Raw genomic sequence first — 23,710 nt, 5'->3', positions numbered from 1 at the left:
GGAGCTCGGCGACAAGGTCGAGGTGTTTGACTACGCCAAGTATAATTTCGTCACGCCGATCATCAAGCCGCTGGCCATGGAGCGTGGCGAACTGCTCGACCGGGTGATGAACAACTACCGCCGCTTCTACATGAAGAAGGCGCTCTTCTCCTATCCCTGGAGCGGCAGCGGCGCCCGCCGGCGCTATCTGCTCGGCTGCCTGAAGGCCTTCCTCAAGGCCGGGTTCGAGCGGAAATTCTACGATCTCGGCAAGGTCGATTACTGGGGCCCGCAGAGCCGCGAAAAGGTCAATTTCAATTTCGATCCGACGCGGACCAGGGCGATCGACACCGAGGTCGAATGGCAGCCCGCCAAGGGCCATCGCCGGCGCGGCAAGCGCATCGCGCCGCCGGCCCCGCTCGCCTGCGGCGGCAGCCGGCAGCAGCTCGAGGAGCCCGACGATGTACGTTCATGAGGCGCTGGTGCCGCCGTCGGACGCGGCAACGATGGCCGTCCCGTCCGGGCTGATCGGCCCCAATGCCATCACCCGCCTTGCCGAGGCGCTGACCGCCCATGGCGGCACCGCGCTTACCGCCAGCATCTTCGCCCAGGCCGGGCTGGCCGGCTATCTGGTCAGCCCGCCCGATGCCATGGTCGATGAAGCCGAGGTCGAGCGGCTCCACCAGCTGGTGGCAATGCGGCTGCAGCGCCAGGACGGCATCGATGTCGCTCGTGATGCCGGGCGGCGGACCGCCGCCTATCTGCTGCGCCGCCGGATTCCCCGGCCGGCGCAGTGGCTGTTGCGGCTGCTGCCGCGGCGAATGGCGGCCGGCATCATGGCCCAGGCCATCGCCCGCCACGCCTGGACCTTCGCCGGCAGCGGCCATTTCACCTATGCGCTCGATCCCGGCAACCGCCACATACTCTGGCTCAACATCATCGACTCACCGCTGTGCCGCCATGCCCGGGCGCCGACACCGGCGTGCGACTATCTGGCGGCGACCTTCGAGGCGGTTTTCGGCGCGATCCTCGGGCCGAAGGTGCAGGTGGTCGAGGTCGAATGCAGCGCGAACGGCGCGCCCGCGTGCCGATTCCGGGTCAGATGGGGATAAAATCATGCGAAAGAATGACCATATTCAGGCGATGATGCGCGGTATCGATCCCCGTCCGGCCCGGGCGCTGGACCCCGGCATGGGCCAGGCCGTCGCCGAGCGCACCGTGCTGCGGCCGCGCGTCAAGGCCGATATCGTCGCCCAGCTCGGCGGCCGCCTCCGCATCGCCCCGCATGATCCCCATTATTTCGACTGGCTGCGCGCCGGCCATTATGGCGGCCTCGAGATCATCGACGATCCCGCCGCGCCGCCGGCGGGCCGGCCGCCGATCGATTATGAAAGCTGGGGCGAGGTCGCCGAGCGCGTGGCGCTGGGCAATGCGCTGCTGATGCCCTCGCTGCCCGACGATCCCGACCATGGCGACAGCGAGCAGCATGTCCTCGAGCAGCATATCGCCCGGGCGACGATCCTGCTCTCCGGCCGCCACCTCCAGCATGGCGATGCCAGCCAGCCCGGGCGCAACCAGGAGGTGTTCACCAATTGCGCCACCGCCGCGACCAGCTTCGCACTGTTCTACCTGCTGCTCAACGGTTCCGGGGTCGGCCGCGACTATTCGGACGAGATGGCGCTGGTCGATTTCGACCATGCCCCCCAGCTGGTCTGCGTGCTGGACGAGAGCCACCCCGATTTCGTCTGGGGCCGCCACACCTCGGTGCGCGATGCCCGTCATCTCTACGGCAAGGGGCGCAATGTCGTCTGGTTCGACGTGCCGGACAGTCGCGAGGGCTGGGCCAAGGCGGTCGAGGTCTTCGAGACCATGGCGTTCGAGAAGATCAACGAGGGCAAGGTCCTGGTCCTCAATTTCAGCGACGTGCGTTGCCGGAATTCGCCGATCCGCGGCATGCAGATGCGCCCGTCCGCCGGGCCGGTGCCGCTGATGGACGCGCTCGCCAAGGTCGCGCAGATCAAGGGTGCCGGGCTCGATCCCTGGCACCAGGCGCTCTACATCGATCATTTCCTCGCCGAGTGCGTGCTGGTCGGCGGTGCCCGCCGCGCCGCGCGGATGAGTACCAAGTCCTGGCGTGACAAGAACATCATCGATTTCATCGAGGTCAAGCGCCCGATCGAATATGAGGGGATGGACGGCGCGGCCGTTGCCGCCTTCCGCGCCGCCCGGCGGACGCCGCCGCAGGCCTTTCTCTGGTCGTCCAACAACAGCGTCACCGTCGACAATGAATTCTGGCGGCTGCTCCACATGCCGCGTTCCGAGGCGAGCAACAAATGGCGCTGGGACCATGCCCAGCGCGTCTTCGATCGGATCGTCGAATGCGCCTATCATGACGGCACCGGCGAGCCGGGGCTGATCAACGTCGACAGACTGGTCACCAACGGCACGGGCTGGGATTACAGCCGCACGCCCTATGTCGGCTCGCACAAATATCAGGTCGACGACGATACGTTGCTCTATCTGTCCCGGCTGGCGAAGGCGGCGCACCGGATGACCTATCCGATGATCACCAATCCGTGCGGCGAGATCGCGCTGACCGCGCTCGGCGGCTATTGCGTGATCGCCGATGTGGTGCCCTTCCACGCCGACACCCTCGCCGAAGCCGAAGATGCTTTCCGAGTGGCAACGCGGGCACTGATCCGCGTCAACACCATGGACTGCCTCTATGCGCGCGAAGTGATGCGCACCAACCGCATCGGCGTCGGCATCACCGGGCTTCACGAATTCGCCTGGAAGTTCTTCCAGCTGGGCTTCCGCGACATGCTGGCGCCCGACTTTGCGGCGCTGAGGGCGGAACTCGCCACGGCCAACCCGGCGCGCGACGACGAGGCCTTTCTGGCCGCGCTGCGCGACAGCCCGGCTGCGGTCCGCGCCGCCGCCTTCTGGCGGACGCTGGCCCGGTTCAGCCGGCGGTGAAGACCGAGGCCGCCGCCTATTCGGCACGGCTCGGCGTCGAGGTGCCGCATACCGACACGACGATGAAGCCGGCCGGCACCACCTCCAAGCTGTTCGGCCTGACCGAGGCCGCGCATCTGCCGGCCATGGCCGAATATCTGCGCTGGGTGCAGTTCCGTCTCGATGACCCGTTGGTCGCCGATTATCGCGCCCGGGGCTATCCGGTGCGCGACGACCTCAAGCAATATCGCGGCATGGCGATCGTCGGCTTCCCGACCGCGCCGACCATCGCCCGGATGGGCATGGGCGACAAATTGGTGCTGGCCGGTGACGCGACGCCGATGGAGCAATATCAGTGGCTGATGCTGCTGGAGGCGCATTACATCCGCGGCACCCATGCCGATGGCACACCACTGCCCGATACCGGCAACCAGGTCAGCTACACGCTCAAGTACAAGCCCGGCGAGACCTCGTTCGCGCTGTTCCGCCAGACGCTGCTCGCCATGCAATCGCAGGTCCGCGCCTGTTCGGTGATGCCGCAGGAAGATGGCTCGGCCTATGAATATCTCCCCGAGCAGGCGATCTCCAAGGCCGAGTATGAGGCCTTCGCCCGCGCCATCGAGGCGGTCGCCGAGACGATCACCGACGACCAGATGGGATGCGCCACCGGCACCTGCCCCGTCGATACCTACAAGCAACTCTGATCCGCGCCCGAGGGGACCTGACTGTGCACCATGATGTGATCATTGTCGGCGGCGGCCCGGCAGGCCTCGCCTTCGCCCGGGCCTTGCACGGCAGCGGGCTGCAGGTGGCGCTGGTCGAGCGCCAGCCCGAACCAGAACTGGCAACGCCCCGCGATGACGGCCGCGAGATCGCCCTGACCCACCGCTCGATCGCCACGCTGAAGGCGCTCGGCGCCTGGGCGCATCTCGATCCGGCCGACATCGCCCCGTTGCGCGAAGCCCGGGTCCTCAACGGCGGTTCGCCCTTCGCCCTGTCCTTCGATGCCCAGGGCAGCGAGGACGACCGCCTTGGCGACCTCGTCCCCAACCATCGCATCCGCGCGGCGCTGTTCCAGGCTGTCGCCGACCAGCCAGGCCTCGAAATCCTCGCCGGCGTCGCCGTGGCGACCGTCCTCGCCGAGCGCACCGGCGTCACGGTAACCCTCGTCGATGGCCGCGTGCTGCGCGCCCGCCTGCTGGTCGGCGCCGATTCCCGCTTCTCCTCGGTCCGTCAGCAGCTCGGCATCGGCGCCCACATCAACCGCCTCGGCCGCTCGATGCTGCTGGCGCGGGTCGCGCATGAGGAGGACCATCACGGCATCGCCACCGAATGGTTCGATCATGGCCAGACCATCGCCATGCTGCCGCTCAACGGCCGCCGGTCCTCGGCCGTGCTGACGCTCCCCGCCGCCGACATCGACGACCTCGTGCAGCTCGACCGTGCCGCCCTGGGTACCGACCTCACCCGCCGCTACCACCGCCGGCTCGGCCGGATGACCGTCCTCGCCGGGCCGGACGTCTATCCTCTGGCGATCACCTGGTCGAAGCATTTCGTCGCCACCCGGTCGGCGCTGATCGGCGACGCCGCCGTCGGCATGCACCCGGTGACCGCGCATGGCTTCAACCTCGGCCTGCAAAGCCAGGCAATGCTGGCGCGGCTGATAAGGGCGGCGGCGGCCCGCGGTGGCAACATCGCCTCGCCGCTGCTGCTCCGCCGCTTCGAAACCGCACACCGGCTGGCTGCGCTGCCGATCTACGCCGCCACGAACGCGATCGTCTCGCTCTACAGCGATGAACGTCCGCCCGCCCGCCTGGCGCGGATGGCGACTCTCCGGGCTGGCACGCATCTGCCATTGGTGCGCAGCGCGGTCAGCCGTCTCTTGATGCAGCACTGAACAGGGAGCTTTGGCATGCCGGCAACGATGACCGCGTCTCCGTTCGTCCGCATCGGCGCAGCGCGGGGCGTCGATGCGCTGGTCGAGCGCTTCTACGACCTGATGGATTCCGATCCCGGTTATGCCACGCTCCGGGCGCTGCACGGGCCGTGCCTCGCGGCATCGCGCCAGTCACTCGCCGGCTATCTGACCGCATGGTTGGGCGGACCCACCGACTGGTTCCAGGCCAAGTCGCGACCTTGCCTGATGGGCTTGCACCGGTCGCTGGGCATCTCGCGCGCCGCCGCCGACCAGTGGGTCGACGCCATGGCGCGGGCCATGGCCGATGTCAGGGTGGACAGGATGCTGGCGCGGGAACTGCTGCCGATCTTCGAGCGGATGGCCACGTCGATGATTGCATCCGGACCACAGGGATAAAGACACGGAAAGGCATGCGCTCAGCCGCGCCGTGCCGCCTCGATAACGGCGACGTCGATCTTGCCCATGTCCATCATGGCCTCGAACACCCGCTTCGCCGCCGGCCCACCGGCGGCGATGCTTTCGCTCAGGATGCGCGGGGTGATCTGCCATGAGATTCCCCATCGGTCCTTGCACCATCCACAGGCGCTTTCCTGGCCACCATTGTCGACGATCGCATGCCAGTAGCGGTCCGTCTCTTCCTGATCCTCGGTGGCGATCTGGAACGAGAAGGCCTCGCTGTGGCTGAACATCGGGCCGCCGTTCAGCCCAAGGCATGCCACGCCCGCGACGGTGAATTCGACGGTTAGCACGTCACCCTCCTTGCCCGACGGATAATCGCCGGGCGCCCTGTGCACAGCCGTTACCCGGCTGTCCGGAAAGATGGTGGCGTAGAAGCGCGCGGCCGCTTCCGCTTCGCTGTCATACCATAGGCAGACCGTGTTTTTGGCCATGATCACCTCCCGCTTCGTGCTTCACCGCCAAGAATAACCGCCCGCCGCGCCAATGGCGAGCCGCCGACGTAGACCCTGCAGGGCGCGCCGGCTGGTCGAAATCCACCAGCCGGCGGCGCTCAGGCCGCTACGGCAACGGCCTTGGTCCGCTGCGCCTCCCATGCCAGGGCATGACTGACGATGGTGGCGATGTCCCTGTACCGGGGTGTCCACCCCAGACTCGCCGCGAGGCTGGCATCGGCGACAAGGCTGGCTGGGTCGCCTTCCCGCCGACCCGTGAACCGGTAAGGCAGCGGACGCCCGCTGGCCACCGATAGCGCCGACAGCACGTCGAGCACGCTCTGGCCCTGTCCATAGCCGAGGTTGAAGGTCAGGCTCTGTCCGGAAGCCGCCAGAATCGTCTGCAACATCAGCACATGGGCGGCTGCCACGTCACTGACATGCACATAGTCACGAACGCCGGTGCCATCCTCTGTCGGATAGTCGCTGCCATAGACATGGATCATGTCCCGCTGCCCGGTCGCGACCTGGGTGGCGATCTCGATCAGATGGTGCGGGTGAACGCTGTTCTGGCCCGAGCGGCCGAGCGGATCGGCCCCCGCAACGTTGAAGTAGCGCAGGATGCCCAGCGACAAGGCGTGCGGCGATGCCCTGGCGATATCGCGCAGAACGGTCTCCGCCATGGCCTTGGAGGCGCCATAGGGATTGATCGGGCCGAGAGGGTCCGTCTCGCGCAGCGGACGGCTGCTGCCTTCGGCATAGACCGCGGCCGTCGATGAAAACACCATGGCGCGAATGCGCGCATTGACCGCCGTTTCGGCAAGGCCGAGCGTCTCGACAAGATTGTTGCGGTAATAGGCCGCCGGCTGGCTCACCGAGTCACCGACGCTGATGCTGGCGGCGAAATGCATGATGGCGCCGATTGACTCCTCGGCGATGACCCGGCTGACCAGCTCGGCATCGCCCGCCTGGCCGCGAACGAACACGGCATTCGGCGGCACCAGCAGGGACGAGCCGGTCGACATGTCATCCAGAATGACAACCTTGATGCCGAGATCGAGCAGGGCGAGGGCGGCGTGGCTGCCGATATAGCCGGCCCCGCCGGTAATCAGCACGGGAGGGCATTGGGCGAGCGGAATTCGGAGGAGTTGATCGACAGTCCTGTCAGCTTGCGTTGTCATGAAGTTGCTCCATGCGGAATGTGCATGGAGAACCTGCGATTTCTGTCCCAGTTCCCGTGATGTTCCAACGGTTCGGCGCGTATTGGCGGCGCTGCGACGGCGTGCCGGCGATGACCCGGCGACGTTGTTGCTCGACCCCCCATCTTTCCGTACAGGGACGCCGTGACGCGAGAGATTCCCGAGAACGGCCTGCTCCGGCTGTTGAAGCCGGCCGACCGTGACCTGTTGCTGCCAGGTCTGCAGCCCATTCCTGTTGCCGCCGGCGACGTCCTGTACGAACCAGGCGACGATGTCGGCTTCGTCTATTTTCCCGGCGGGCCGGCGCTGGTATCGTTCATGGTCGCCTTTGAGGATGGCAATTCGGTGGAATGCGCGCTGATCGGCCGGGAAGGCGCCGTCGGCGGCATCGTCAGCCGCGGTGAACTGCCGGCCTATTCACGGACCGTGGTGCAATATCCGGGCACCTTGTGGCGAACCAGCACCCGCACCTTGCAGGCAGCCAAGGAGGTGTCGCCTGCCCTCGACGGTCTGTTTGCCCGCTACGCCGACTGTTTGCTGGCGCAGATCTTCCAGTCGGTGGCGTGCGGCGCCGCGCACAGCGTCGAGCAGCGCACGGCCCGCTGGCTGCTGTCAGCCCAGGACCGGACCGGTGACGATGCGGTTCCGATTACCCAGCAGCGCCTGGGCGACCTGCTCGGTGTCGGTCGCAGCTATGTCAGCCGCGTCGTCAGCCATCTGAAGGATGACCGGGCGATCGCCGTGTCGGCCGGCAGCGTCGAAATTCTCGATCGGCACCGGCTGGAATGTCACGCCTGCCGATGCACCGACGCCGTGCGGACGCATTTCGACAGGGTGTTGAGCGGTGTCTATCCCCCGGGAAAGGAATGACAGGCGTCCGCGTCAGTCCACATCGGCCTTCTTGAACTTTCGCGCGAGCAGCGCCTGGCCGATCGTGGCGATCACCGTATCGGCCTTGAACGGCTTGGTGACGAGATAGGCCGGCTCGGGGCGTTCGCCGGTCAGCAGCCGTTCCGGATAGGCGGTGATGAAGATCACCGGGACATCGAACGATGTCAGGATTTCGCGGGCGGCATCGAGCCCCGAGGATCCGTCGGCCAGCTGGATATCAGCCAGCACCAGTTCCGGCCTGACTTCATGGGCCCTGATCGTCGCATCCTCATGTGTCATCGCCATGCCCGACACCTCATGGCCCATATCCTCGACAATTTGTTCGAGATGCATGGCGATCAGCGGCTCGTCCTCGATGATCAGCACGCGGGACTGGATCGTCTCGGCGATCGATGTCTTGGCGCGTGATACCTGACCGGCGATGGACTCCTCGGTCTCGCCGAGGATGGCGGCGGTTTCGGCGACACTGAATCCTTCGACGGCCGTCAGCAGCAAGGCCTGCATGCCGCCCTCGGGCACCTCGACGTTGCCCGGCAACGGCGTCTCCGCCGAGAGGGTGACGGTGTGGAACAGCTGGAACAAGGCCACGCGGGCCTGAAGGTCGTTGGCATTGGCGGCCAGCGTCCATTGCTCCGGCGCGGCCAGCAAACTCTCGAGCGTCATCCTCACATAGACGTCGCCGCTCTGCTGGGAGCCGGCGAGGGCACGGGCGTATCGACGCAAATGGGGAAGATGGGGGGCGAGGGCGTCACGTATCGAGCGATTCTTGGTCACGCACTGCTCCGCGATGATGGATATCGTTCAAACGCGCCACGCCATGACAAGTTCCGTCTCGCGGAACAATGGCGCGTCAATGCCGTTGGCTCGTATTGATATCATGGAACTAGAGTTGATGGCTGAAAATCGACATCATTCTGGATCGGCGGCCGCTTCCGGCGCACGTACATCCCCCGCCCCTCGGCGCCGCCGGCTGCCGACGACTGATCCTGTGGCATTGGGCCTGCGCAGTCTGTGGCGGAATGCCGAGCAGGAGGCGTTGCCCGATGATTTTCTGGACCTGCTCGACCAGATCGATGCGGCTGCCGGGACGCAGACGCCCGCGGCCGCGCCAACCAATGACAGGTCATCGGGTTCGCATGATCAATGAATGCGCTGATGCCCATGATTGCGACGCGTATGGCGCCGGCCGCCAGGCCTGCACTGACGGCGGCGGAAGAAGCTGATTTTCGGGCCCAGTTGCTGGCCATCATTCCATCGCTGCGGGCCTATGCTCGCAGCCTATGCCACAATCGCGAACTCGCCGATGATTTGAGCCAGGAGACCCTGGTAAAAGCATGGGCCGCGCGCCGGTCGTTCCAGCCGGGCAGCAATTTCAGGGGATGGGCGTTCCGGATCTTGCGGAACCACTTTTATTCTGTCGTAAAAGTGTCCAATCGCTTTGTCGAACTGGATCCGGAAATTACCGACCGGCTGATGATCACGCCCGCCTCGCAGGACGCCGGACTCAATCTCGAGGATCTGCAGCGCGGGTTGCGGACGCTCCCGGTCGAGCAGCGCGAGGCGTTGTTGCTGATGGAATCGGGGCTCCGCTGCGAGGATATCGCCACGATCATGGAAACACCGGTCGGGACCGTGAAGAGCCGGATCAGCCGCGGCCGGGCGGCGCTGCGTCTGTATCTCGACGGCCGACACGCCCCGTCTGATGCGCGGCATGGAGTGGCTTCACCTGCGCGGATCGCGGCCCGGCCCTGATGCCCTTGTCGACGCCTGAAGCCACGCAACAGCGTGCGGGTGTCAACATGGCGCCGTTGCCGTTGCTGGACGGAATGACAAGGCGGAGTTCGATCCGCCGTATCCTGCTGGTCATCATGGCAATTTCGCTGTTGCCGTTGATCGTGCTTTCAGCCTGGCAGGGCATTGAACGGCTCAAGCGCGATCAGGCGGCCGAGCGTGACCAATTGATCGAGGCGGCACGCATCACCAGCGGCTCGGAACGAAACGTCATTGCCGGGGCGCTCTCCATCCTGGGCGTGCTTTCCGCCTCGCCCGGCGTTCGATCGGGTAATCAGGATCAATGTGGACCGATCCTTCGCCAGGCGGTGCGCATGTTTCCGGCGTACAGTTACTTCTCGGTATCGCGGGCTGACGGTTCGTCGGCCTGCGCCAGCGGGCCGGGCGACGTGACCGCGCCGTCTCCCGAACTATGGGCGCGGGTGAAGCAGAACGGCTTTCATGTCACGGCGCCGATCTGGGGAGCGGTATCGCAACGGCCGGTTATGCTCGCCATTCTCCCCCTGACCGATGAAAAGGGAGACTTCGATGGCATCATCACCGCCTCGATCGACCTGTCTTGGCTTCGCAACCTGCTGGGACAGCAGCACGCCCGTGACAATATCGGCGTGGCGCTCGTCGACGGTAGCGGCGTGGCGGTGGCAAGCAGCCGACCGCTGCCATGGCAACGGCTGACGATCTCGGCGCCCGGCGCGGCACCCGGGCAGAGCGCCATCTTCAAGGCGCGGGCGCCCGATGGCCAGCGCTGGTCATACGCGGTGGCGCCGCTGCACATCGCCCGCGAGGGCGGTGAGTCATTTTATATTGTCTATGCCGCCGCCCAGCCGGCGCGGTTCGGCAATGACTGGTGGTTCGCTGCCGGTTATTTCCTGCTGCCGCTGATGGCGCTGATCCTGGCCTCGGCGGCGATCTGGTATGGCGCCAACCGCGCCATCCTTCGCTGGATCGCCCGGCTGGGTGACCTCGCCGGCAGCATCGGCAGCAGCGAAGGTCCCGAACTGGCGCGGCGTCCGAGCTTCTTCGACGCGCCGTCGGAGGTGCGTGATCTGGTCGCCAACCTGCTCCGCATGGGCAATGCCATTTCCGAGCGCGACCAGCGCTTGCGCCAGTCCGTCGCTGACCAGACCGCCGTGGCGCTTGAGCTGCATCATCGGGTGCGCAACAACCTCCAGGTCATGGGCAGCTTCCTCAGTCTGCAGGCCGGCCGCATGCCGCCGGGCCAGGCCCGCCATGCGCTCGACGAAGCCCAGTTGCGCGTCGCCACACTGGCGATGGTCAACGGCCTGCTCTATGCCGACGGCGAACTGTCGACGGTCTCGATGGCGCAATTGCTGGTGCCGCTCGAAGAGCTGCTGGCCATCCACGGCCAGTGCGAGGGCGAGGTGATCGTCGATCCCGAGCTGGCGCCGCGTGTTGTCGATCTCGATCGCGCCGTGCCCTTGTCCCTGTGGATCGTCGAGGCGGTGGTGTGCCTGTTCGACCGGATCGGCGCCGACAGTGACGATTGCCGCTTCAGGATCCACGTGATGACCGAGGACGATGTCGTGTGCGTCGTGGTGACGGCCACCGGGCTGCTGCCCGACACCGGCAAGGACAGCCTGCATCGCCGCCTGGTGGCGGGCATCGCCGCCCAGCTCGGCGGCCGGTCGCGTATCGATGATGTCGGCCCCAGCGAGGGCAAGATCACACTGTCGCTGCCCGAAAAGCGGATTACGATGTGATGAAATCAGCCCAAAACAGTCGCACGCGCGCGTAATTCCTCCCCGATCCGTTCAAGATTCGCCCCGGACGTGCGCACCCGGCGGAATATCTGGCGCTCCTCATTCTCGACATGATGGGCAATATGCGTCCGCAACACGTCCATCATCGCTCGCAGTCGTGCCGCCGGCAGGTCATCCTCGCTGATGCACCTCACCAGCACGGCTGCCACTTCATGCTCCACGGCGGCAACTTCAAGCAGATCGGGCTGATCCAAGGAGTCGCGGATCGCCGGATAGAAAAGCTCGTTTTCCAGAATAATATGACGATTCAGTGCCTTGCAGATGAGCCGGCTCAACGGCATCTGCCGCTCCGGCGTCGCGGCCTCGAACTGTTCGAACAAGGCCTCGACCTCCCGATGCCCGGCAATCAACAGAGACAGGGCATCAGTTCTTGGGGTCACTTTCCTCACTTTCGACAGGACTATCGATTTTCAAACCATCCGAGACTCCGATAGGTCCATGCCGTCAATTTGATCGAACGGGCTGAAAGTCCCGGAACTTTCGGCACGGTGAACGCTTGATCCAGATGACGAAACCCCCGGGGGCATCGCGGAGGCCATCATGCGCAAGACCCTTGTAATCCACGCTGCGACCCTGTTGTTCATCATCGGCCCGGCCAGCGCCCAGACGGCCCCGCCGCCGGCGCCGCCGGCCAATACGGCGCCGGGCAGCAGCGGGCCGACCACGGTCGCGCCGACACCCACCGCCCCTTCGACGCGGCGCGATCCCCGGGCAACCGGCGGTGACACCATCGGCACGCCGCCGCAGCGTCCGGCATCGGAATCGACGCCCTCCACGCCGCCGTCCACCGGCATCGATGGCCGCCAGCTTGGCGACCCCCCGGTCACCGGTACCGACACCCCTGTTCAACCCTAAGCCTACACACCTTCTCACTCGAAAGCCCGACAGGATGACTGTTTCTCCCCCCGCCGCGGGCGCGGCACGCCCCCTGCTGCTGTGCTTTTCGCATCTTCGCTGGAAATTTGTCTTCCAGCGTCCCCAGCATCTGATGACGCGTGCGGCCCGGCACTATGATGTGATGTTTGTCGAGGAGCCGGTGCCGTCTCCCGATCAGTCCGAAGGGTGGCATCGGTTCACCGAGGATGGGGTGACGGTGATGACGCCCTATCTGCCCGAGGGTGTGGAGGATGGGGCGGCGCGCCAGGCGCGTTTGTTGGAAGAACTGCTTGAAGGGCGTCGGCCGGACGTCGCCTGGTATTACACGCCGATGGCGCTCGAATTCAGCCAGGGCATCGAAGCCGGTGTCACCATCTATGACAATATGGACGAACTGGCGTTGTTCCACGGCGCCGACAGCCGTATCCGCCAGCTTGAAGCCGAGCTTATGGCGCGCGCGGACATCGTCTTCACCGGTGGCCACAGCCTGTATGAGGCGAAGCAGCATCTGCATGCCAATATCCACCCGGTGCCGTCGAGCGTCGACGTCGGCCATTTCAGCCGGGCGACCTCTTTCGGTCGCTCCGATCCGGCCGACCAGGCCGATATCGCCCATCCCCGCGTCGGCTTTTTCGGCGTCATCGATGAGCGGATGGACATGGGCCTGGTCGATGCGCTGGCCGCCCGCAGCCCCGGGACGCAGTTCATCATGGTCGGTCCCACCGTCAAGATCGATCCCGCCAGCCGACCGCAGCGCCCCAATATCCATTGGCTGGGCGGCAAGGCCTATGAGGAACTGCCGGCCTATCTCCATCACTGGGATTGCGGCTTCATGCCCTTTGCCCTGAACGACGCCACCCGCTTCATCAGCCCTACCAAGACGCCCGAATTCCTCGCCGCCGGGCTGCCGGTGGTGTCGACCTCGATCACCGATGTGAAGCGCCCTTATGCCGAGCTTGGCCTCGTCGGCATCGCCGATGATGCGGACGGCATGGTCGTTGCCATCGAAGACGCCATCCGTTCAGCGGCCGGGCCGGACTGGCAGCGACGCGTCGACGATCAGCTGGCGCGGTCATCCTGGGACAGCACCTGGGCGTTCATGCAGGCTCAGATCGACGCCGTCGCGACACCATCGCTGGAGACAGAATATGCATGACTGGATCGTGGTCGGCGCCGGCTTTGCCGGGGCGGTGATGGCCGAGCGCATCGCCTCGGTGCGCGGCGAGAAGGTCCTGGTCGTCGACAAGCGCGACCATATTGGCGGCAACGCTCATGATCGCCGCAATGCCGACGGGCTCCTGTTCCATGTCTATGGCCCCCACATCTTTCACACCAACAGCAGCGCCATCGCCGATTATCTGTCGCGGTTCACCGAATGGCGCCCTTATGAACATCGGGTGCTGGCCTCGGTCGATGGCCAGCTGGTGCCGATCCCGATCAACCGCACCACCATCAATGCGCTCTATGGCCTCGATCTCGACGAAGCCGGCGTGGAAGCCTTTCTCGCGGCGCGGGCCGAGCCGGTCGAGAATATCCGGACGTCGGAGGATGTCGTGGTCAGCCGCATTGGCCGGGAACTCTACGAAAAATTCTTCCGCGGCTACACCCGCAAGCAATGGGGTCTCGATCCCAGCGAGCTGGATCGGTCGGTGGCGGGGCGGGTGCCGACGCGGACCAATGATGACGACCGCTATTTCACCGACAGTTTCCAGAACATGCCGCGCGACGGCTATACGGCGATGTTCGAGCGGATGCTCGATAACCCGTTGATCACAGTCAAGCTGGGTGTCGACGCCTTGGCGATTCCAGCGGCCGAGCGGCCGCTGCGGATGGTCTATACCGGGCCGATCGATGCCTATTTCGGCCATGCCCATGGCAAGCTGCCATATCGCTCATTGCAGTTCCGGCATGTCACACTCGACCAGCCGTGGACGCAGACCGTGGGCACGATCAATTTCCCGCAGGATCAGGACCATACCCGCGTCACCGAAGTGAAGCACCTGACCGGCCAGAGTCATCCGTGCACGACGCTGACCTATGAATATCCGAGCGCCGAGGGCGACCCCTATTATCCGATCCCGAGGCCGGAAAACGAGGCGCTGTTCAAGAAGTACGAGGCGCTTGCGCGGGCTGAAGAAAACACCTGGTTCGTCGGCCGGCTGGCGACCTATCGATATTACAACATGGACCAGGTCGTCGGTCAGGCATTGGCGACGTTCCAGAAGCTCGATGCGGCGTTGCCCCGGTCGGACCGGGAGGCGGCCTGACCCGCCGCATCGGTATGATCGCTCCGCTCTTCGGCTCCATGCTTATGGGCGGCTTCGAATGCGCCGCCCATAAGCTGCGATCACGCAAGCGTCTGGATATTGTCGCGTCCACCGGCCATGACACCCGGGCAGCCGAGGATTATCGGCTGCTGCACGCCCATGGCATGAACGCGGCGCGTGACGGCCTGCGCTGGCACCTGATCGAACAGCGGCCGGGCCGCTATGACTGGTCCAGCTTCCTGCCGATGCTCAGGGCGGCGCGCGACACGGGTACCACCGTGATCTGGGATCTGCTCCATTACGGCGTGCCGGACGGGGTCGACATATTCTCGTCCCGTTTCGTCGACCGGTTCGCGGCATTTGCGCGGGAGGCGGCGCGGGTGGTGGCAGCGGAATCCGATGCGCCGCCGCTGTTCACGCCGGTCAACGAGATCAGCTTCTGGGCCTTTGCCGGTGGTCAGACCGGGGGTCTCACGCCGTTCCGGCGCGGCATGGGCGATGCGATGAAGCGCCAACTGGTCCGCGCCGCGCTGGCGGCTACCGAGGCGCTGCGCGACGTCGATCCCCGGGTCCGGATCGCCTGTGCCGAACCGCTGATCAATATATTGCCTTCGAGCAACGCACCGGTGGATGTGGCGCGTTCGGCCATGCACAACAACAGCCAGTTCGAGGCACTCGACATGATGCTCGGCCGTGTCGCGCCAGAGCTCGGCGGCCATGACACTGCCGTCGATATCATCGGCCTCAATTATTATTACAATAATCAGTGGGTCGATAACGGCCGGCCGGTGTTTCTCGGTGACTGGCTGTATACGCCGCTTCACCAACTGCTCGAAAAGGCCGCCTCCCGCTACCCACAGCCAGTCTATATCGCCGAGACCGGCACCGAGGGGGTCTTTCGTCCGCACTGGTTGCGTTATGTGTGCGATGAGGTGCGCATTGCCGCGGCGCGGGGCACCGGCATCGGGGGCATCTGCCTGTACCCGATCATCAGCCATCTGGGCTGGGACGATGATCGTCACTGCCAGAATGGCCTGTTCGATGGCCATGCGGCAGACGGGCCTCGCACGGCCTATGGCCCTCTTTCTGCAGAGATTCGTGTGCAGGCCGGCCTGTTCGGTGATTCGAGCCTGTCGGCAGCGGCATGACGATGGGGTCTCGTCTGCCGGTGGTCGTCGCCATTCCGGCCCGGAACGAGGCCGAGCGGATCGCCTCGGCGCTGATGGCGCTTGCGGGCCAGCCGCATGCCGGGCGCGATATTGCCGCCGTCTTCGTCCATGCCAACAACTGTACCGATGACACGGCCGATGTGGCGCGTGCACTTTCCCTGCCGTTCGCACTGCATGTCATCGAGGGCGAAGCTGCCCATATCGGCCAGGCGCGGCGGACCGTCACCGATGCGGCGGCTGCCCATCTTCTGGCGACGGGTCATCCTGATGGCATTGTCGCCAGTACCGATGCTGACAGCCGGGTCGCCCCGGATTGGCTCGCGGCGCTGCTGGCGGCGCTGCGGCCCGACGTCGATGCGGTTTGCGGCGCCATCGATCTGGATGGTCCGGTAGCGCCCCGGCTGGCTGCGGTCCGTCGGGCCGAAGCCGATTATGCCGAGACGGTGGCTCGCACGATCGCCTGGCTCGATCCGCTCGCCCATGATCCCTGGCCGAACCATATCTGGAGCTGGGGCGCCAATTTTGCCGTGCGTGCCCGCACGCTGGTGGCGACCGGAGGCTCGCCGCTGGTCGATCTCGCCGAAGATCGGGCGTTGCACGCCAGCCTGCTCCGCCATGATGCCCGCATTCGTCATGCCAGCAGCGTGCGTGTCTTTACCTCGGCGCGGACAGACGGCCGCGCGCCAGGTGGGTTCGCCGATCTGCTGTCTGGCTATGGCGCCGATCCGCAGGCACTGGCAGATTTCCATCTTGAGCCGGCAGCGGTCACCTGGCGCCGCGCTGCCCGGCGTGGGGTGGCCCGGCGGCAGTGGGGCAATGAACCGGGCTTCGGCACTTATTGGGCGGCGCGGGAAGCCGAGACGCCGGCGCTTGCGCCTCAGCGAGTGAGGCTCACTGACTTGCCTGCACAGGCCGCCTTGCTGCGGGAATGGCTCAAAGCCGAATCAGGTCGATACGATAGTCCGGCTCACGCGCCTGGAACACCACGCCGCCATGCGGCCGTATCGCATCGATGAAGGTCTGCGCCGCCGCGTCACCGGTGAGCGGATAGTCGGGCGTCGGCCCCAGCCAGTGAACGAGAAGCACATCGGCGCCCGGCGTGGCCATGGCGCGCGTGATCCGCGCCGCCCGCGTCACCGTGGAGGCATCGAGATAGTAAAGTACTTCGGACAGCAGGATCAGATCGAACCCGTCGGGGGACACTTCGGCGGCAACTTCCCCGGGAAAGCTTCGACACGCCAGCCGGACATGAGGCAGGTGCCCGACACGTTCGCGGGCTACCTTCAAGGCCGATTCCGCCACATCGATGCCCAGCAATCGGTCGCAGTACGGCGCCAGTGCCTCCGTCAGCACGCCGATCGAGCAGCCGACCTCGAGCGCCGAGCGATAGCGTGGGCGGGACAGGGCGGCCAGTGTGGCCGCATATTTCCCCGCCTCATATTCGCTGGTCTCGAACCCCCAAGGGTCCGGATGTCGATCATAAAGCGCATCGAAATAGGCGGACGGCAGGCTTTTCATTATCGCTCTCCGAGATCGGCATGGACAGGACGTTCGGCCAGCGCCCAGCGTGCCGCGTCATCGAGCGCCGCATCGGGAAAGGGCTGGCGAAGATAGGTGGTGAGATCACGGACGATCCGCTCGATCGGGTTCGGCCGCACCATGGTGGACAAGCCACCGGCGCGCTGGATGCGTTCGATTACCCCCAGCGCAGCCCGGTCGAAACTGTAGCGGGCGAGATTGACCAGCGCATCGATCTCGCCGTCCGGCCGGGGACTGTCCTCGGCGACCGCGGCGGCGCGGGCGGTCCATAGCCGCGCGGTTTCCAGCATGGCGACAGCCTCGCCGAAGCGCGCGCGCTGCACCGGGTCCCCGGCACGGCCGCGCTCGCCGAGCAGCTGCCGATACAGGGCCATGAGTTGTTCGAGCGCCCCCAACTGCACCGCGAGCACCCGCCATGCGCCGCCGGCGAACAGCGGCGAGCGGTAATAATCCCCGGGGGTGCCGATGATCTCGCCATCCGCCACGGCAATGCCGGTGAAGTCGGCGCGGCCCGTCATCGAGGCACGCATGCCGAGGACAGTCCAACCCGACAGGTCGCCCGTGGCCATCGCGACATCGGGGAGCAGCATGACCGTGCCGTCGGCTGTTTCGGCCGTCAGCAGCGGCCGGCGGATGATGCCGATCCCCGAGGTGTAGATCTTGCCGCCGACCAGCCGGCCGTCGACCAGCCGGAGCTTGTCGGTGCCCTGGGCGTTCCATACCGCAGACAGCCTGCCGGCGTCCGCTTCGGCCGCCAGCAACCGCATCTGCGCCGGGGTGCCATAGCGCGCCACCAGCCGCACCGCATTGACATGGCCTTCGTAAAGCCTGCCCAGCGACAGGGATGCGCCGCCGATGGTGCGCAATACGTGGCGCAGCATTGAAGCGGTGGCGACGTCCATGCCCAGACCGATGCCGCCCAGATCGTCTGGAAGCGGGGCGTGAAGCAGGCCTTCGCCCGCCAGCGCGGCCACTTCCGTATCCGGCACGCTGAAGTCCGTATCCCGCTCCGGGGCGAGATCCGCCGCGATAACTGCCACGCGCCGCGCGGCGGCAGCCGGATCGCGGCGGCTCAGAGGAACCACAATGGCATCGGACGCGTTGTGCATGCATGTCGAACGGAGAATCGCCGCAGTCGTTCCATCATTCGGGGCTGGCGCGTTGGCATGCCGCATCCCGGCCAACTGATCTGGCGGCGCTGCTGGGTACGACGCGGACGATCGGCATTGTCGTGCCGCATCCGGACGACGAGACGCTGGGCTGCGGCGGCCTTGTTGCTGCCGCCGCTGCGCTTGGGCTCGACGTGACGGTGACCTTGTTGACGGACGGCGATGCGTCGCATCCTGGATCGCGGGCATGGCCGCCGGCGCGCCTTGCCAGGCGGCGGCGGCAGGAGGCCATCGAAGCGGTTGCGGGTCTTACCGGTGGCGCGGGCCGCGTGGTTTTTGCCGGCGCGTCCGACGGGCAGCTTGCCGATCGCCCGGACACGGCTCGCCTCGTCCCACCGGCTGACCTGTATGTGACCTGCTGGCGGGACGACCCGCATCCGGACCATAGGGCTGCCTATGGCATTGCCGAGACTGTGGCGCGGAGCCGTGGCGTCCCGTTGCTGGCCTTCCCGCTCTGGGTGCTCGATACAGCCATCGCCGTACCCGATCTGCCGCTGTATCGCCTTGATGTGTCGCCTCAGCTGGCGCTGAAGCGCAGGGCGCTGACGGCGCACAGCAGCCAGCTTGGCGCGCTCGATATCCCGGGGTTCGTGCTCGACGAAAATCTGCAGCGGCTGTTCGTGCGCAGCGACGAACTCTATCTGCGCGCGGCCTGAGCGGCGGAATCGCTTTCTTTTCCCGGCGCGGGAACGAGACGCGGGCTCACCGGTTTGGCCGGAGAACATCCCCTCGAAATGTCGCCCCTGCCCGCGCCTCACAAGGATAGTCCCATGCCCAGCAAAACCGACGCCAGCAATGCCCCGACCGACCCTCAGCCGACGCTCCACACCGGTCCCGGTGGCGAGCTGCACCAGGTTGCGAGTGTGGGCCAGCCGGTCCTGACCACCAACCACGGCATGCCGATTTCCAGTGATCATAACAGCCTGCGCGCCGGTCCCCGTGGCTCGGTGCTGCTGGAAGACATGGTGCTGCGGGAGAAGATCTTTCATTTCGACCATGAGCGCATTCCCGAGCGTGTGGTCCACGCCCGTGGCCTCGCGGCGCATGGCTATTTCGAGCTGACCGATTCCCTGTCCGACCTGACGACTGCCCTGGTTCTTGGCGAGACGGGCGAGAAGACGCCGGTGTTCGTGCGCTTCTCGACTGTGGCCGGCAATCGCGGATCGGCTGATCTGGCGCGCGACGTGCGTGGCTTTGCGGTCAAATTCTACACCAAGGAGGGCAATTGGGACCTCGTTGGGAATAATATCCCGGTGTTTTTCATCCAGGATGCGATGAAATTCCCCGATCTTGCCCATGCCGTGAAGGAAGAGCCCGATCGCGGCTTCCCTCAGGCGGCATCGGCGCACGACACCTTCTGGGACTGGATCGCCATGACGCCGGAGGCGATGCACATGGTCATGTGGCAGATGTCCGACCGCACCATCCCGCGCTCGATGCGGATGATGCAGGGCTTTGGCGTCCACAGCTTCCGTCTGGTCGATGCCGAGGGCAAGTCCACCTTTATCAAGTTCCATTGGATGCCGAAGCTCGGCATCCAGTCGGTGGTCTGGGATGAAGCGTTGAAGATCAATGGCGCCGATCCCGACTTCCATCGTCGCGACCTGTATAATGCGATCGAGAGCGGTGACTTCCCGGAATGGGAGCTCGGTGTCCAGCTGTTCAGCGAGGAAGATGCTGCCGGTTTCGACTTCGACCATCTCGATGCGACCAAGCTGATCCCCGAGGAGGTGGTGCCGCTGCGGATCATCGGACGGCTGGTGCTCGATCGCAACCCGGCCAATGTCCATGCCGAGACGGAGCAGGTGGCGTTCTGCACGCAGAATCTCGTTCCCGGCATCGACGTGTCGGACGACCCGCTGCTGCATGGCCGCAACTTCTCCTATCTGGACACCCAGCTGAGCCGGCTGGGATCGGTCAACTTCAACCAGATCCCGATCAACGCGCCGAAATGCCCGTTCGCCAACATGCAGCGGGATGGCCATATGCAGACCCATGTCCATCCGCAGCGCGTCACCTATACGCCGAGCCTGCTCGACCCGTCCGGGCCGCGCGAGAGCCATACGCGTGGCTTCCGCAGCTTCCCGACGCCCCAGGAAGGCGTGAAGCAGCGCGACCGGTCGGAGACTTTTGCCGACCATTACAGCCAGGCCCGGCAGTTCTTCATCAGCCAGACGGTGCCCGAGCAGGATCACATCGTTGCGGCGCTGGTGTTCGAACTGTCCAAGGTCGAGGCCGAGATCGTCCGCACGACCATGCTCGGCCACCTCGTTGTGATCGACGAAGAGCTGGGAGAGCGGGTTGCGGCGGGTCTGGGGCATGAGGACGACATCGTTCCCGCCGTGCCGGCCCGGCCGGTGCGTACCGATCTCGAAGCGGCCCCCAGCCTGTCGATCCTGGCGCGTGACGTGCCGCCGCTGAAGGGCCGTCAGCTCGGTGCGCTGGTCAGCGATGGTGCCAGTGCGGCAGTGGTGAACGCCCTGTTCGAGGCCGTGGCCGGTGTCGAGGCGAAGCTGAAGATCGTCTGCCCGACGATCGGCGGCGTGACGCTCGATGACGGCAGTCGTCTGAAGGCCGATTTCCAGCTGGCCGGTGGCCCATCGGTCCTGTTCGATGCGGTGGCGGTGATTGCCACCGAGGAAGGCGCCGCCGTGCTGTCCTCCGAGTCGGCAGCGGTGGCGTGGGTCCATGATGCCTTCGCCCATCTTAAGGTGATCGGCTACACCCCGGCGGCGGCTGCCCTGCTCGATGCGGCTGGTGTCGAGGAAGACCCCGGGGTCGTCACCCTGGAAGGTGACGCTGCCGACTATATCGACACCGTCGGCAACGGCCGTGTCTGGGAGCGCGAACCCGCGGTGCGCTCGGTCTACTAGCGCGTTGCAGCGCCAGCCGTCGCAAGGCGGCTGGCGCTGCGCGCACCTCGCCATCGCATGAGATGAACAGCATGAGATGAATAGGGAGCCTCGCTGATGCGCCCCAAGCTCAAGCCCCTCGATCGTCAGACGCTTGTCATCACCGGTGCCACCAGTGGTATTGGCCTCGCCACTGCCGAAGCGGCGGTGGCCGCCGGCGCCAATGTGGTGTTGGCGGCACGCAATGAAGCGGCGCTTCTCGAGATCGCCGATCGGCTTGAACGCGCCGGCGGCGGGGTGGCGGTGCTGGCCATCGACGTCGCCGAGCCGGCGTATGCGCAGCGGCTGGCGGCCTTGGCCATTGATCGGTTCGGCGGCTTCGATACCTGGATCAACAATGCGGCTGCCGCCACCTATGGCACGCTGGCCGAAACGCCGCTGGAGGACCAGCACCGCGTCTTCGATGTCGGCTATTGGGGAACGGTCAATGGCGCGTTGACCGCGCTCGCGCATTTGTGCGCTAAGGGTGGGGCCATCGTCAACATCGGCAGCATTCTCAGCCATCATGCGATGATCCTGCAGGGGCCTTATTCGGCCATGAAGCATGCGGTGAAGGGCTTTACCGATGCGCTGCGCACCGAAGTGATACGAGATGGCCTCCCGGTTTCGGTGACGCTGATCAAGCCGGCGGCGATGCATACGCCTTACCCCGACCATGCGCGGAACCGCATGGATGCACCTGCCAAGCTGCCGCCGGTCATCTATGATCCCCGGCTGGTCGCGCGCGCCGTGCTGTTCGCGGCGGCCACGCCGAGACGCCACCTGACGGTCGGGGGTTTCGGCATCAGCGCCATCCTCGGCGATGTGCTCGCCCCCGGCCTGATCGACCGCGCGCTGGCTGCCTTCGGCACAAAACTACAACAGAGCGACCGCCCGGTGCCGCCGGGTGTGGCCGACAATCTCTATGAAGCGCGTAGGGACGGCAGCATCGAGAATGACGAGCCACAATATGTCCGACGTCGTAGCCTGTGGCTTGAAGCCCAGATGCGGCCGGGGGCGGCTGTCGGCCTGCTGGCCGCCGGTGTCGGCCTGCTGGCGGCCGCCTTGGTTGAGCGCCGGCGTGGGGCGCGTCCCGCGCCCGCCTCCGCGCCCCCGCCAATAAGCGCATGGGGCGGGGAACTATCCCGCGCCCCGCGCCGTTGGAAAAACGACACAAGCAAAGGTTGAGCCCATGTCCGACATCGATGGCGCGCTGGCGCCCCCCGGCACCCGCATTGCCCCCCGGCAGAACATCAAATTGCTAGAACGCGGCCTGTCCCTGGCCGCCGGCACGGCAATCGGCGCCCTGGCGGCGCGACGCAAAGGCGTGGCCGGGATCGCGCTGGGCCTCGTCGGCTCCATGCTGGTGACGCGCGGCGTGACCGGTGCCGCACCGGCGCGCCGTTTACTGGGTGAACAACCAGACGAAGCCGCCGTCGCCAAGGCCGTGGGCTGGTCGAGCGCCGCTGTGGTGTCGCGATCGGTAACGATCAACGCGCCGCGATCACTGGTCTACAGCCGCTTCCGCGATATTGGGTCCTGGTCGGACTGGGCGGTCAATGTTGACAGTGCCGACGCCGCTGCCGAGAGCAAGCTGCGGTTCGTGACCATGGATCCGTCCGGGGCCATCGCCTGGCAGGGCGAAGTCGCCGAGGATGTGACGGACGAGGTGTTGACCATCACTTCGCTGCCGGAATCGACGGTTCCTGTCACCGCGCGTTATGAATTTCGCGACGCCCCGGCCGGGCGTGGCACTGAAATTCATGCAGCAGTGGCCTATGAGCCGCCGGGCGGCAGTCTCGGGCGCTACGCCGCCAAGCTGACCCAGCGCGAACCCGGCATCCAGCTTCGCCGCGACTTGAAACGCTTCAAGAGTCTCATCGAGACCGGCGAAATCGCCGTCAACGCGCCACAGGGCGCCGAACCCAAAGCCTGAGCGCTCAATCGAAGGAATTTCACATGCGTGCAGTTCGCTGGCATGGCAAAAAAGATGTCCGGGTCGATACCGTGCCCGATCCCGAAATCGTCAATCCGCGTGACGCCATCATTCGTGTCACATCGACGGCGATCTGCGGCTCCGATCTGCATTTGTACAATGGGATGATCCCGTCGATGCAGGCGGGCGACATCCTTGGCCACGAATTCATGGGCGAGGTCGTGGCGCTGGGCAGCGGCGTGACCAATCTTGCCATTGGTGATCGTGTCGTGGTGCCGTTTACCATCGCCTGCGGCAACTGCTTCTTTTGCGAGAAGACGCTGACCTCGCTCTGCGACAACAGCAATCCGGCCGACAACCAGGATATCGCCGAAGCGGCCATGGGCCATTCGCCGTCCGGTCTGTTCGGTTATTCGCACATGCTCGGCGGCTATGCCGGCGGTCAGGCCGAATATGTCC

General features: G+C 65.8%; 25 protein-coding genes and 1 pseudogene. 20 read left to right on the top strand and 6 right to left on the bottom strand.

Going from position 1 to position 23,710, the window contains the following annotated elements:
- The 6 genes and pseudogenes from ACTIFJ_RS10340 to ACTIFJ_RS10315 all read left to right on the top strand — a co-directional run.
- Positions 1-454, top strand: a pseudogene (locus tag ACTIFJ_RS10340) (hypothetical protein); the annotation flags it as partial.
- On the top strand, positions 441-1,091 hold the full coding sequence (bchJ, locus tag ACTIFJ_RS10335; protein WP_439534032.1) for a bacteriochlorophyll 4-vinyl reductase: 651 nt from the start codon (positions 441-443) through the stop codon (positions 1,089-1,091). The pseudogene ACTIFJ_RS10340 and the gene bchJ, both read left to right, overlap by 14 nt.
- Before the next feature lie 4 nt (positions 1,092-1,095).
- Positions 1,096-2,955: a hypothetical protein gene (locus tag ACTIFJ_RS10330; protein WP_439534031.1), complete on the top strand. Its 1,860-nt coding sequence runs from the start codon at positions 1,096-1,098 to the stop codon at positions 2,953-2,955.
- Positions 2,952-3,638 carry a hypothetical protein gene (locus ACTIFJ_RS10325; protein WP_439534030.1) on the top strand — a complete coding sequence of 229 codons (687 nt, stop codon included), beginning with the start codon at positions 2,952-2,954 and terminating at the stop codon, positions 3,636-3,638. The genes ACTIFJ_RS10330 and ACTIFJ_RS10325 overlap by 4 nt, the downstream gene beginning before the upstream one ends.
- Positions 3,639-3,661: 23 nt before the next feature.
- A complete protein-coding gene (gene ubiM, locus ACTIFJ_RS10320; RefSeq protein WP_439534029.1) occupies positions 3,662-4,831 on the top strand; it encodes a 5-demethoxyubiquinol-8 5-hydroxylase UbiM in 1,170 nt (389 codons plus the stop codon).
- Positions 4,832-4,846: 15 nt separating this feature from the next.
- Positions 4,847-5,248, top strand: coding sequence for a group II truncated hemoglobin (locus ACTIFJ_RS10315; RefSeq protein ID WP_439534028.1), 402 nt, complete (start codon positions 4,847-4,849; stop codon positions 5,246-5,248).
- Positions 5,249-5,268: 20 nt separating this feature from the next.
- Here ACTIFJ_RS10315 and ACTIFJ_RS10310 read toward each other — a convergent pair whose 3' ends face one another.
- Positions 5,269-5,742, bottom strand: coding sequence for a VOC family protein (locus tag ACTIFJ_RS10310; protein WP_439534027.1), 474 nt, complete (start codon positions 5,740-5,742; stop codon positions 5,269-5,271).
- A 119-nt stretch (positions 5,743-5,861) separates the two neighbouring features.
- On the bottom strand, positions 5,862-6,923 hold the full coding sequence (galE, locus tag ACTIFJ_RS10305) for a UDP-glucose 4-epimerase GalE (protein WP_439534026.1): 1,062 nt from the start codon (positions 6,921-6,923) through the stop codon (positions 5,862-5,864).
- Between the two features lie 162 nt (positions 6,924-7,085).
- Between galE and ACTIFJ_RS10300 the strand changes: the two genes are divergently transcribed.
- Positions 7,086-7,811: a Crp/Fnr family transcriptional regulator gene (locus ACTIFJ_RS10300; RefSeq protein ID WP_439534025.1), complete on the top strand. Its 726-nt coding sequence runs from the start codon at positions 7,086-7,088 to the stop codon at positions 7,809-7,811.
- A 12-nt stretch (positions 7,812-7,823) separates the two neighbouring features.
- Here the strand turns inward: ACTIFJ_RS10300 and ACTIFJ_RS10295 are convergent, their stop codons facing one another.
- Positions 7,824-8,606 (bottom strand): response regulator, encoded by a 783-nt coding sequence (locus ACTIFJ_RS10295; protein WP_439534024.1) that lies wholly within the window; start codon positions 8,604-8,606, stop codon positions 7,824-7,826.
- A gap of 13 nt (positions 8,607-8,619) precedes the next feature.
- On the opposite strand from ACTIFJ_RS10295, the gene ACTIFJ_RS10290 reads away from it, so the two are divergent.
- The 3 genes from ACTIFJ_RS10290 (at position 8,620) to ACTIFJ_RS10280 (ending at position 11,344) form a co-directional block, all read left to right on the top strand.
- Positions 8,620-8,979 (top strand): NepR family anti-sigma factor, encoded by a 360-nt coding sequence (locus ACTIFJ_RS10290; RefSeq protein WP_439534023.1) that lies wholly within the window; start codon positions 8,620-8,622, stop codon positions 8,977-8,979.
- Entirely contained in the window at positions 8,976-9,584 is a 609-nt protein-coding gene (locus tag ACTIFJ_RS10285) for a sigma-70 family RNA polymerase sigma factor (RefSeq protein ID WP_439534022.1), read from the top strand. Before ACTIFJ_RS10290 ends, ACTIFJ_RS10285 begins: the two co-directional genes overlap by 4 nt.
- Positions 9,585-9,658: 74 nt before the next feature.
- Positions 9,659-11,344 carry a sensor histidine kinase gene (locus ACTIFJ_RS10280; RefSeq protein WP_439534021.1) on the top strand — a complete coding sequence of 562 codons (1,686 nt, stop codon included), beginning with the start codon at positions 9,659-9,661 and terminating at the stop codon, positions 11,342-11,344.
- A 5-nt stretch (positions 11,345-11,349) separates the two neighbouring features.
- Here ACTIFJ_RS10280 and ACTIFJ_RS10275 read toward each other — a convergent pair whose 3' ends face one another.
- The gene (locus ACTIFJ_RS10275; protein ID WP_439534020.1) at positions 11,350-11,754 is read right to left on the bottom strand and encodes a hemerythrin domain-containing protein; all 405 of its coding nucleotides are present in this window, start codon (positions 11,752-11,754) and stop codon (positions 11,350-11,352) included.
- A 190-nt stretch (positions 11,755-11,944) separates the two neighbouring features.
- Here ACTIFJ_RS10275 and ACTIFJ_RS10270 point away from each other — a divergent pair, with 190 nt between their 5' ends.
- The 5 genes from ACTIFJ_RS10270 to ACTIFJ_RS10250 all read left to right on the top strand — a co-directional run bounded on the left by ACTIFJ_RS10270 (position 11,945) and on the right by ACTIFJ_RS10250 (position 16,732).
- Positions 11,945-12,259 carry a hypothetical protein gene (locus tag ACTIFJ_RS10270; RefSeq protein WP_439534019.1) on the top strand — a complete coding sequence of 105 codons (315 nt, stop codon included), beginning with the start codon at positions 11,945-11,947 and terminating at the stop codon, positions 12,257-12,259.
- A gap of 133 nt (positions 12,260-12,392) precedes the next feature.
- Entirely contained in the window at positions 12,393-13,436 is a 1,044-nt protein-coding gene (locus ACTIFJ_RS10265; protein WP_439534018.1) for a glycosyltransferase, read from the top strand.
- Positions 13,429-14,547, top strand: a complete 1,119-nt coding sequence (glf, locus tag ACTIFJ_RS10260) for a UDP-galactopyranose mutase (RefSeq protein WP_439534017.1) — start codon at positions 13,429-13,431, stop codon at positions 14,545-14,547. The genes ACTIFJ_RS10265 and glf overlap by 8 nt, the downstream gene beginning before the upstream one ends.
- Positions 14,548-14,561: 14 nt before the next feature.
- The gene (locus tag ACTIFJ_RS10255; protein WP_439534016.1) at positions 14,562-15,695 is read left to right on the top strand and encodes a hypothetical protein; all 1,134 of its coding nucleotides are present in this window, start codon (positions 14,562-14,564) and stop codon (positions 15,693-15,695) included.
- Positions 15,692-16,732 (top strand): glycosyltransferase, encoded by a 1,041-nt coding sequence (locus tag ACTIFJ_RS10250; RefSeq protein ID WP_439534015.1) that lies wholly within the window; start codon positions 15,692-15,694, stop codon positions 16,730-16,732. The genes ACTIFJ_RS10255 and ACTIFJ_RS10250 overlap by 4 nt, the downstream gene beginning before the upstream one ends.
- Here ACTIFJ_RS10250 and ACTIFJ_RS10245 read toward each other — a convergent pair.
- Both ACTIFJ_RS10245 and ACTIFJ_RS10240 read right to left on the bottom strand, forming a co-directional pair.
- Complete coding sequence (locus ACTIFJ_RS10245; RefSeq protein ID WP_439534014.1) at positions 16,650-17,234, bottom strand: SAM-dependent methyltransferase; 585 nt, start codon at positions 17,232-17,234, stop codon at positions 16,650-16,652. The two genes, ACTIFJ_RS10250 and ACTIFJ_RS10245, sit on opposite strands and share 83 nt — an antisense overlap.
- Positions 17,234-18,364: an acyl-CoA dehydrogenase family protein gene (locus tag ACTIFJ_RS10240; protein WP_439534013.1), complete on the bottom strand. Its 1,131-nt coding sequence runs from the start codon at positions 18,362-18,364 to the stop codon at positions 17,234-17,236. Before ACTIFJ_RS10240 ends, ACTIFJ_RS10245 begins: the two co-directional genes overlap by 1 nt.
- 2 nt (positions 18,365-18,366) lie before the next feature.
- Here ACTIFJ_RS10240 and ACTIFJ_RS10235 point away from each other — a divergent pair, with 2 nt between their 5' ends.
- From ACTIFJ_RS10235 to ACTIFJ_RS10215, 5 genes are all read left to right on the top strand, one after another.
- Positions 18,367-19,080, top strand: coding sequence for a PIG-L deacetylase family protein (locus ACTIFJ_RS10235; RefSeq protein ID WP_439534012.1), 714 nt, complete (start codon positions 18,367-18,369; stop codon positions 19,078-19,080).
- 114 nt (positions 19,081-19,194) lie between these two features.
- Positions 19,195-21,297, top strand: coding sequence for a catalase (locus tag ACTIFJ_RS10230; RefSeq protein WP_439534011.1), 2,103 nt, complete (start codon positions 19,195-19,197; stop codon positions 21,295-21,297).
- Positions 21,298-21,393: 96 nt separating this feature from the next.
- Complete coding sequence (locus ACTIFJ_RS10225; protein ID WP_439534010.1) at positions 21,394-22,503, top strand: SDR family oxidoreductase; 1,110 nt, start codon at positions 21,394-21,396, stop codon at positions 22,501-22,503.
- A 4-nt stretch (positions 22,504-22,507) separates the two neighbouring features.
- Positions 22,508-23,251: an SRPBCC family protein gene (locus ACTIFJ_RS10220; protein WP_439534009.1), complete on the top strand. Its 744-nt coding sequence runs from the start codon at positions 22,508-22,510 to the stop codon at positions 23,249-23,251.
- A 23-nt stretch (positions 23,252-23,274) separates the two neighbouring features.
- Positions 23,275-23,710, top strand: a 436-nt coding sequence (locus ACTIFJ_RS10215) for an alcohol dehydrogenase catalytic domain-containing protein (protein ID WP_439534008.1), incomplete at its 3' end; no start/stop codon positions are given.

This window comes from Polymorphobacter sp. (assembly GCF_051860865.1).
Taxonomy (GTDB): domain Bacteria; phylum Pseudomonadota; class Alphaproteobacteria; order Sphingomonadales; family Sphingomonadaceae; genus Sandarakinorhabdus.
Note: the sequence above shows the minus strand (reverse complement) of the source record. Positions and strands in the feature narration are given on the sequence as shown.

Bases quoted from the DNA above. Each gene is read 5' to 3' on its own strand.
- bchJ (WP_439534032.1), top strand. From the start codon at position 441: ATGTACGTTCATGAGGCGCTGGTGCCGCCGTCGGACGCGGCAACGATG.
- ACTIFJ_RS10330 (WP_439534031.1), top strand. From the start codon at position 1,096: ATGCGAAAGAATGACCATATTCAGGCGATGATGCGCGGTATCGATCCC.
- ACTIFJ_RS10315 (WP_439534028.1), top strand. From the start codon at position 4,847: ATGCCGGCAACGATGACCGCGTCTCCGTTCGTCCGCATCGGCGCAGCG.
- ACTIFJ_RS10310 (WP_439534027.1), bottom strand. From the start codon at position 5,742: ATGGCCAAAAACACGGTCTGCCTATGGTATGACAGCGAAGCGGAAGCG.
- galE (WP_439534026.1), bottom strand. From the start codon at position 6,923: ATGACAACGCAAGCTGACAGGACTGTCGATCAACTCCTCCGAATTCCG.
- ACTIFJ_RS10290 (WP_439534023.1), top strand. From the start codon at position 8,620: ATGATGGATATCGTTCAAACGCGCCACGCCATGACAAGTTCCGTCTCG.
- ACTIFJ_RS10285 (WP_439534022.1), top strand. From the start codon at position 8,976: ATGAATGCGCTGATGCCCATGATTGCGACGCGTATGGCGCCGGCCGCC.
- ACTIFJ_RS10280 (WP_439534021.1), top strand. From the start codon at position 9,659: ATGACAAGGCGGAGTTCGATCCGCCGTATCCTGCTGGTCATCATGGCA.
- ACTIFJ_RS10270 (WP_439534019.1), top strand. From the start codon at position 11,945: ATGCGCAAGACCCTTGTAATCCACGCTGCGACCCTGTTGTTCATCATC.
- ACTIFJ_RS10265 (WP_439534018.1), top strand. From the start codon at position 12,393: ATGACGCGTGCGGCCCGGCACTATGATGTGATGTTTGTCGAGGAGCCG.
- glf (WP_439534017.1), top strand. From the start codon at position 13,429: ATGCATGACTGGATCGTGGTCGGCGCCGGCTTTGCCGGGGCGGTGATG.
- ACTIFJ_RS10255 (WP_439534016.1), top strand. From the start codon at position 14,562: ATGATCGCTCCGCTCTTCGGCTCCATGCTTATGGGCGGCTTCGAATGC.
- ACTIFJ_RS10250 (WP_439534015.1), top strand. From the start codon at position 15,692: ATGACGATGGGGTCTCGTCTGCCGGTGGTCGTCGCCATTCCGGCCCGG.
- ACTIFJ_RS10245 (WP_439534014.1), bottom strand. From the start codon at position 17,234: ATGAAAAGCCTGCCGTCCGCCTATTTCGATGCGCTTTATGATCGACAT.
- ACTIFJ_RS10240 (WP_439534013.1), bottom strand. From the start codon at position 18,364: ATGCACAACGCGTCCGATGCCATTGTGGTTCCTCTGAGCCGCCGCGAT.
- ACTIFJ_RS10235 (WP_439534012.1), top strand. From the start codon at position 18,367: ATGTCGAACGGAGAATCGCCGCAGTCGTTCCATCATTCGGGGCTGGCG.
- ACTIFJ_RS10230 (WP_439534011.1), top strand. From the start codon at position 19,195: ATGCCCAGCAAAACCGACGCCAGCAATGCCCCGACCGACCCTCAGCCG.
- ACTIFJ_RS10225 (WP_439534010.1), top strand. From the start codon at position 21,394: ATGCGCCCCAAGCTCAAGCCCCTCGATCGTCAGACGCTTGTCATCACC.
- ACTIFJ_RS10220 (WP_439534009.1), top strand. From the start codon at position 22,508: ATGTCCGACATCGATGGCGCGCTGGCGCCCCCCGGCACCCGCATTGCC.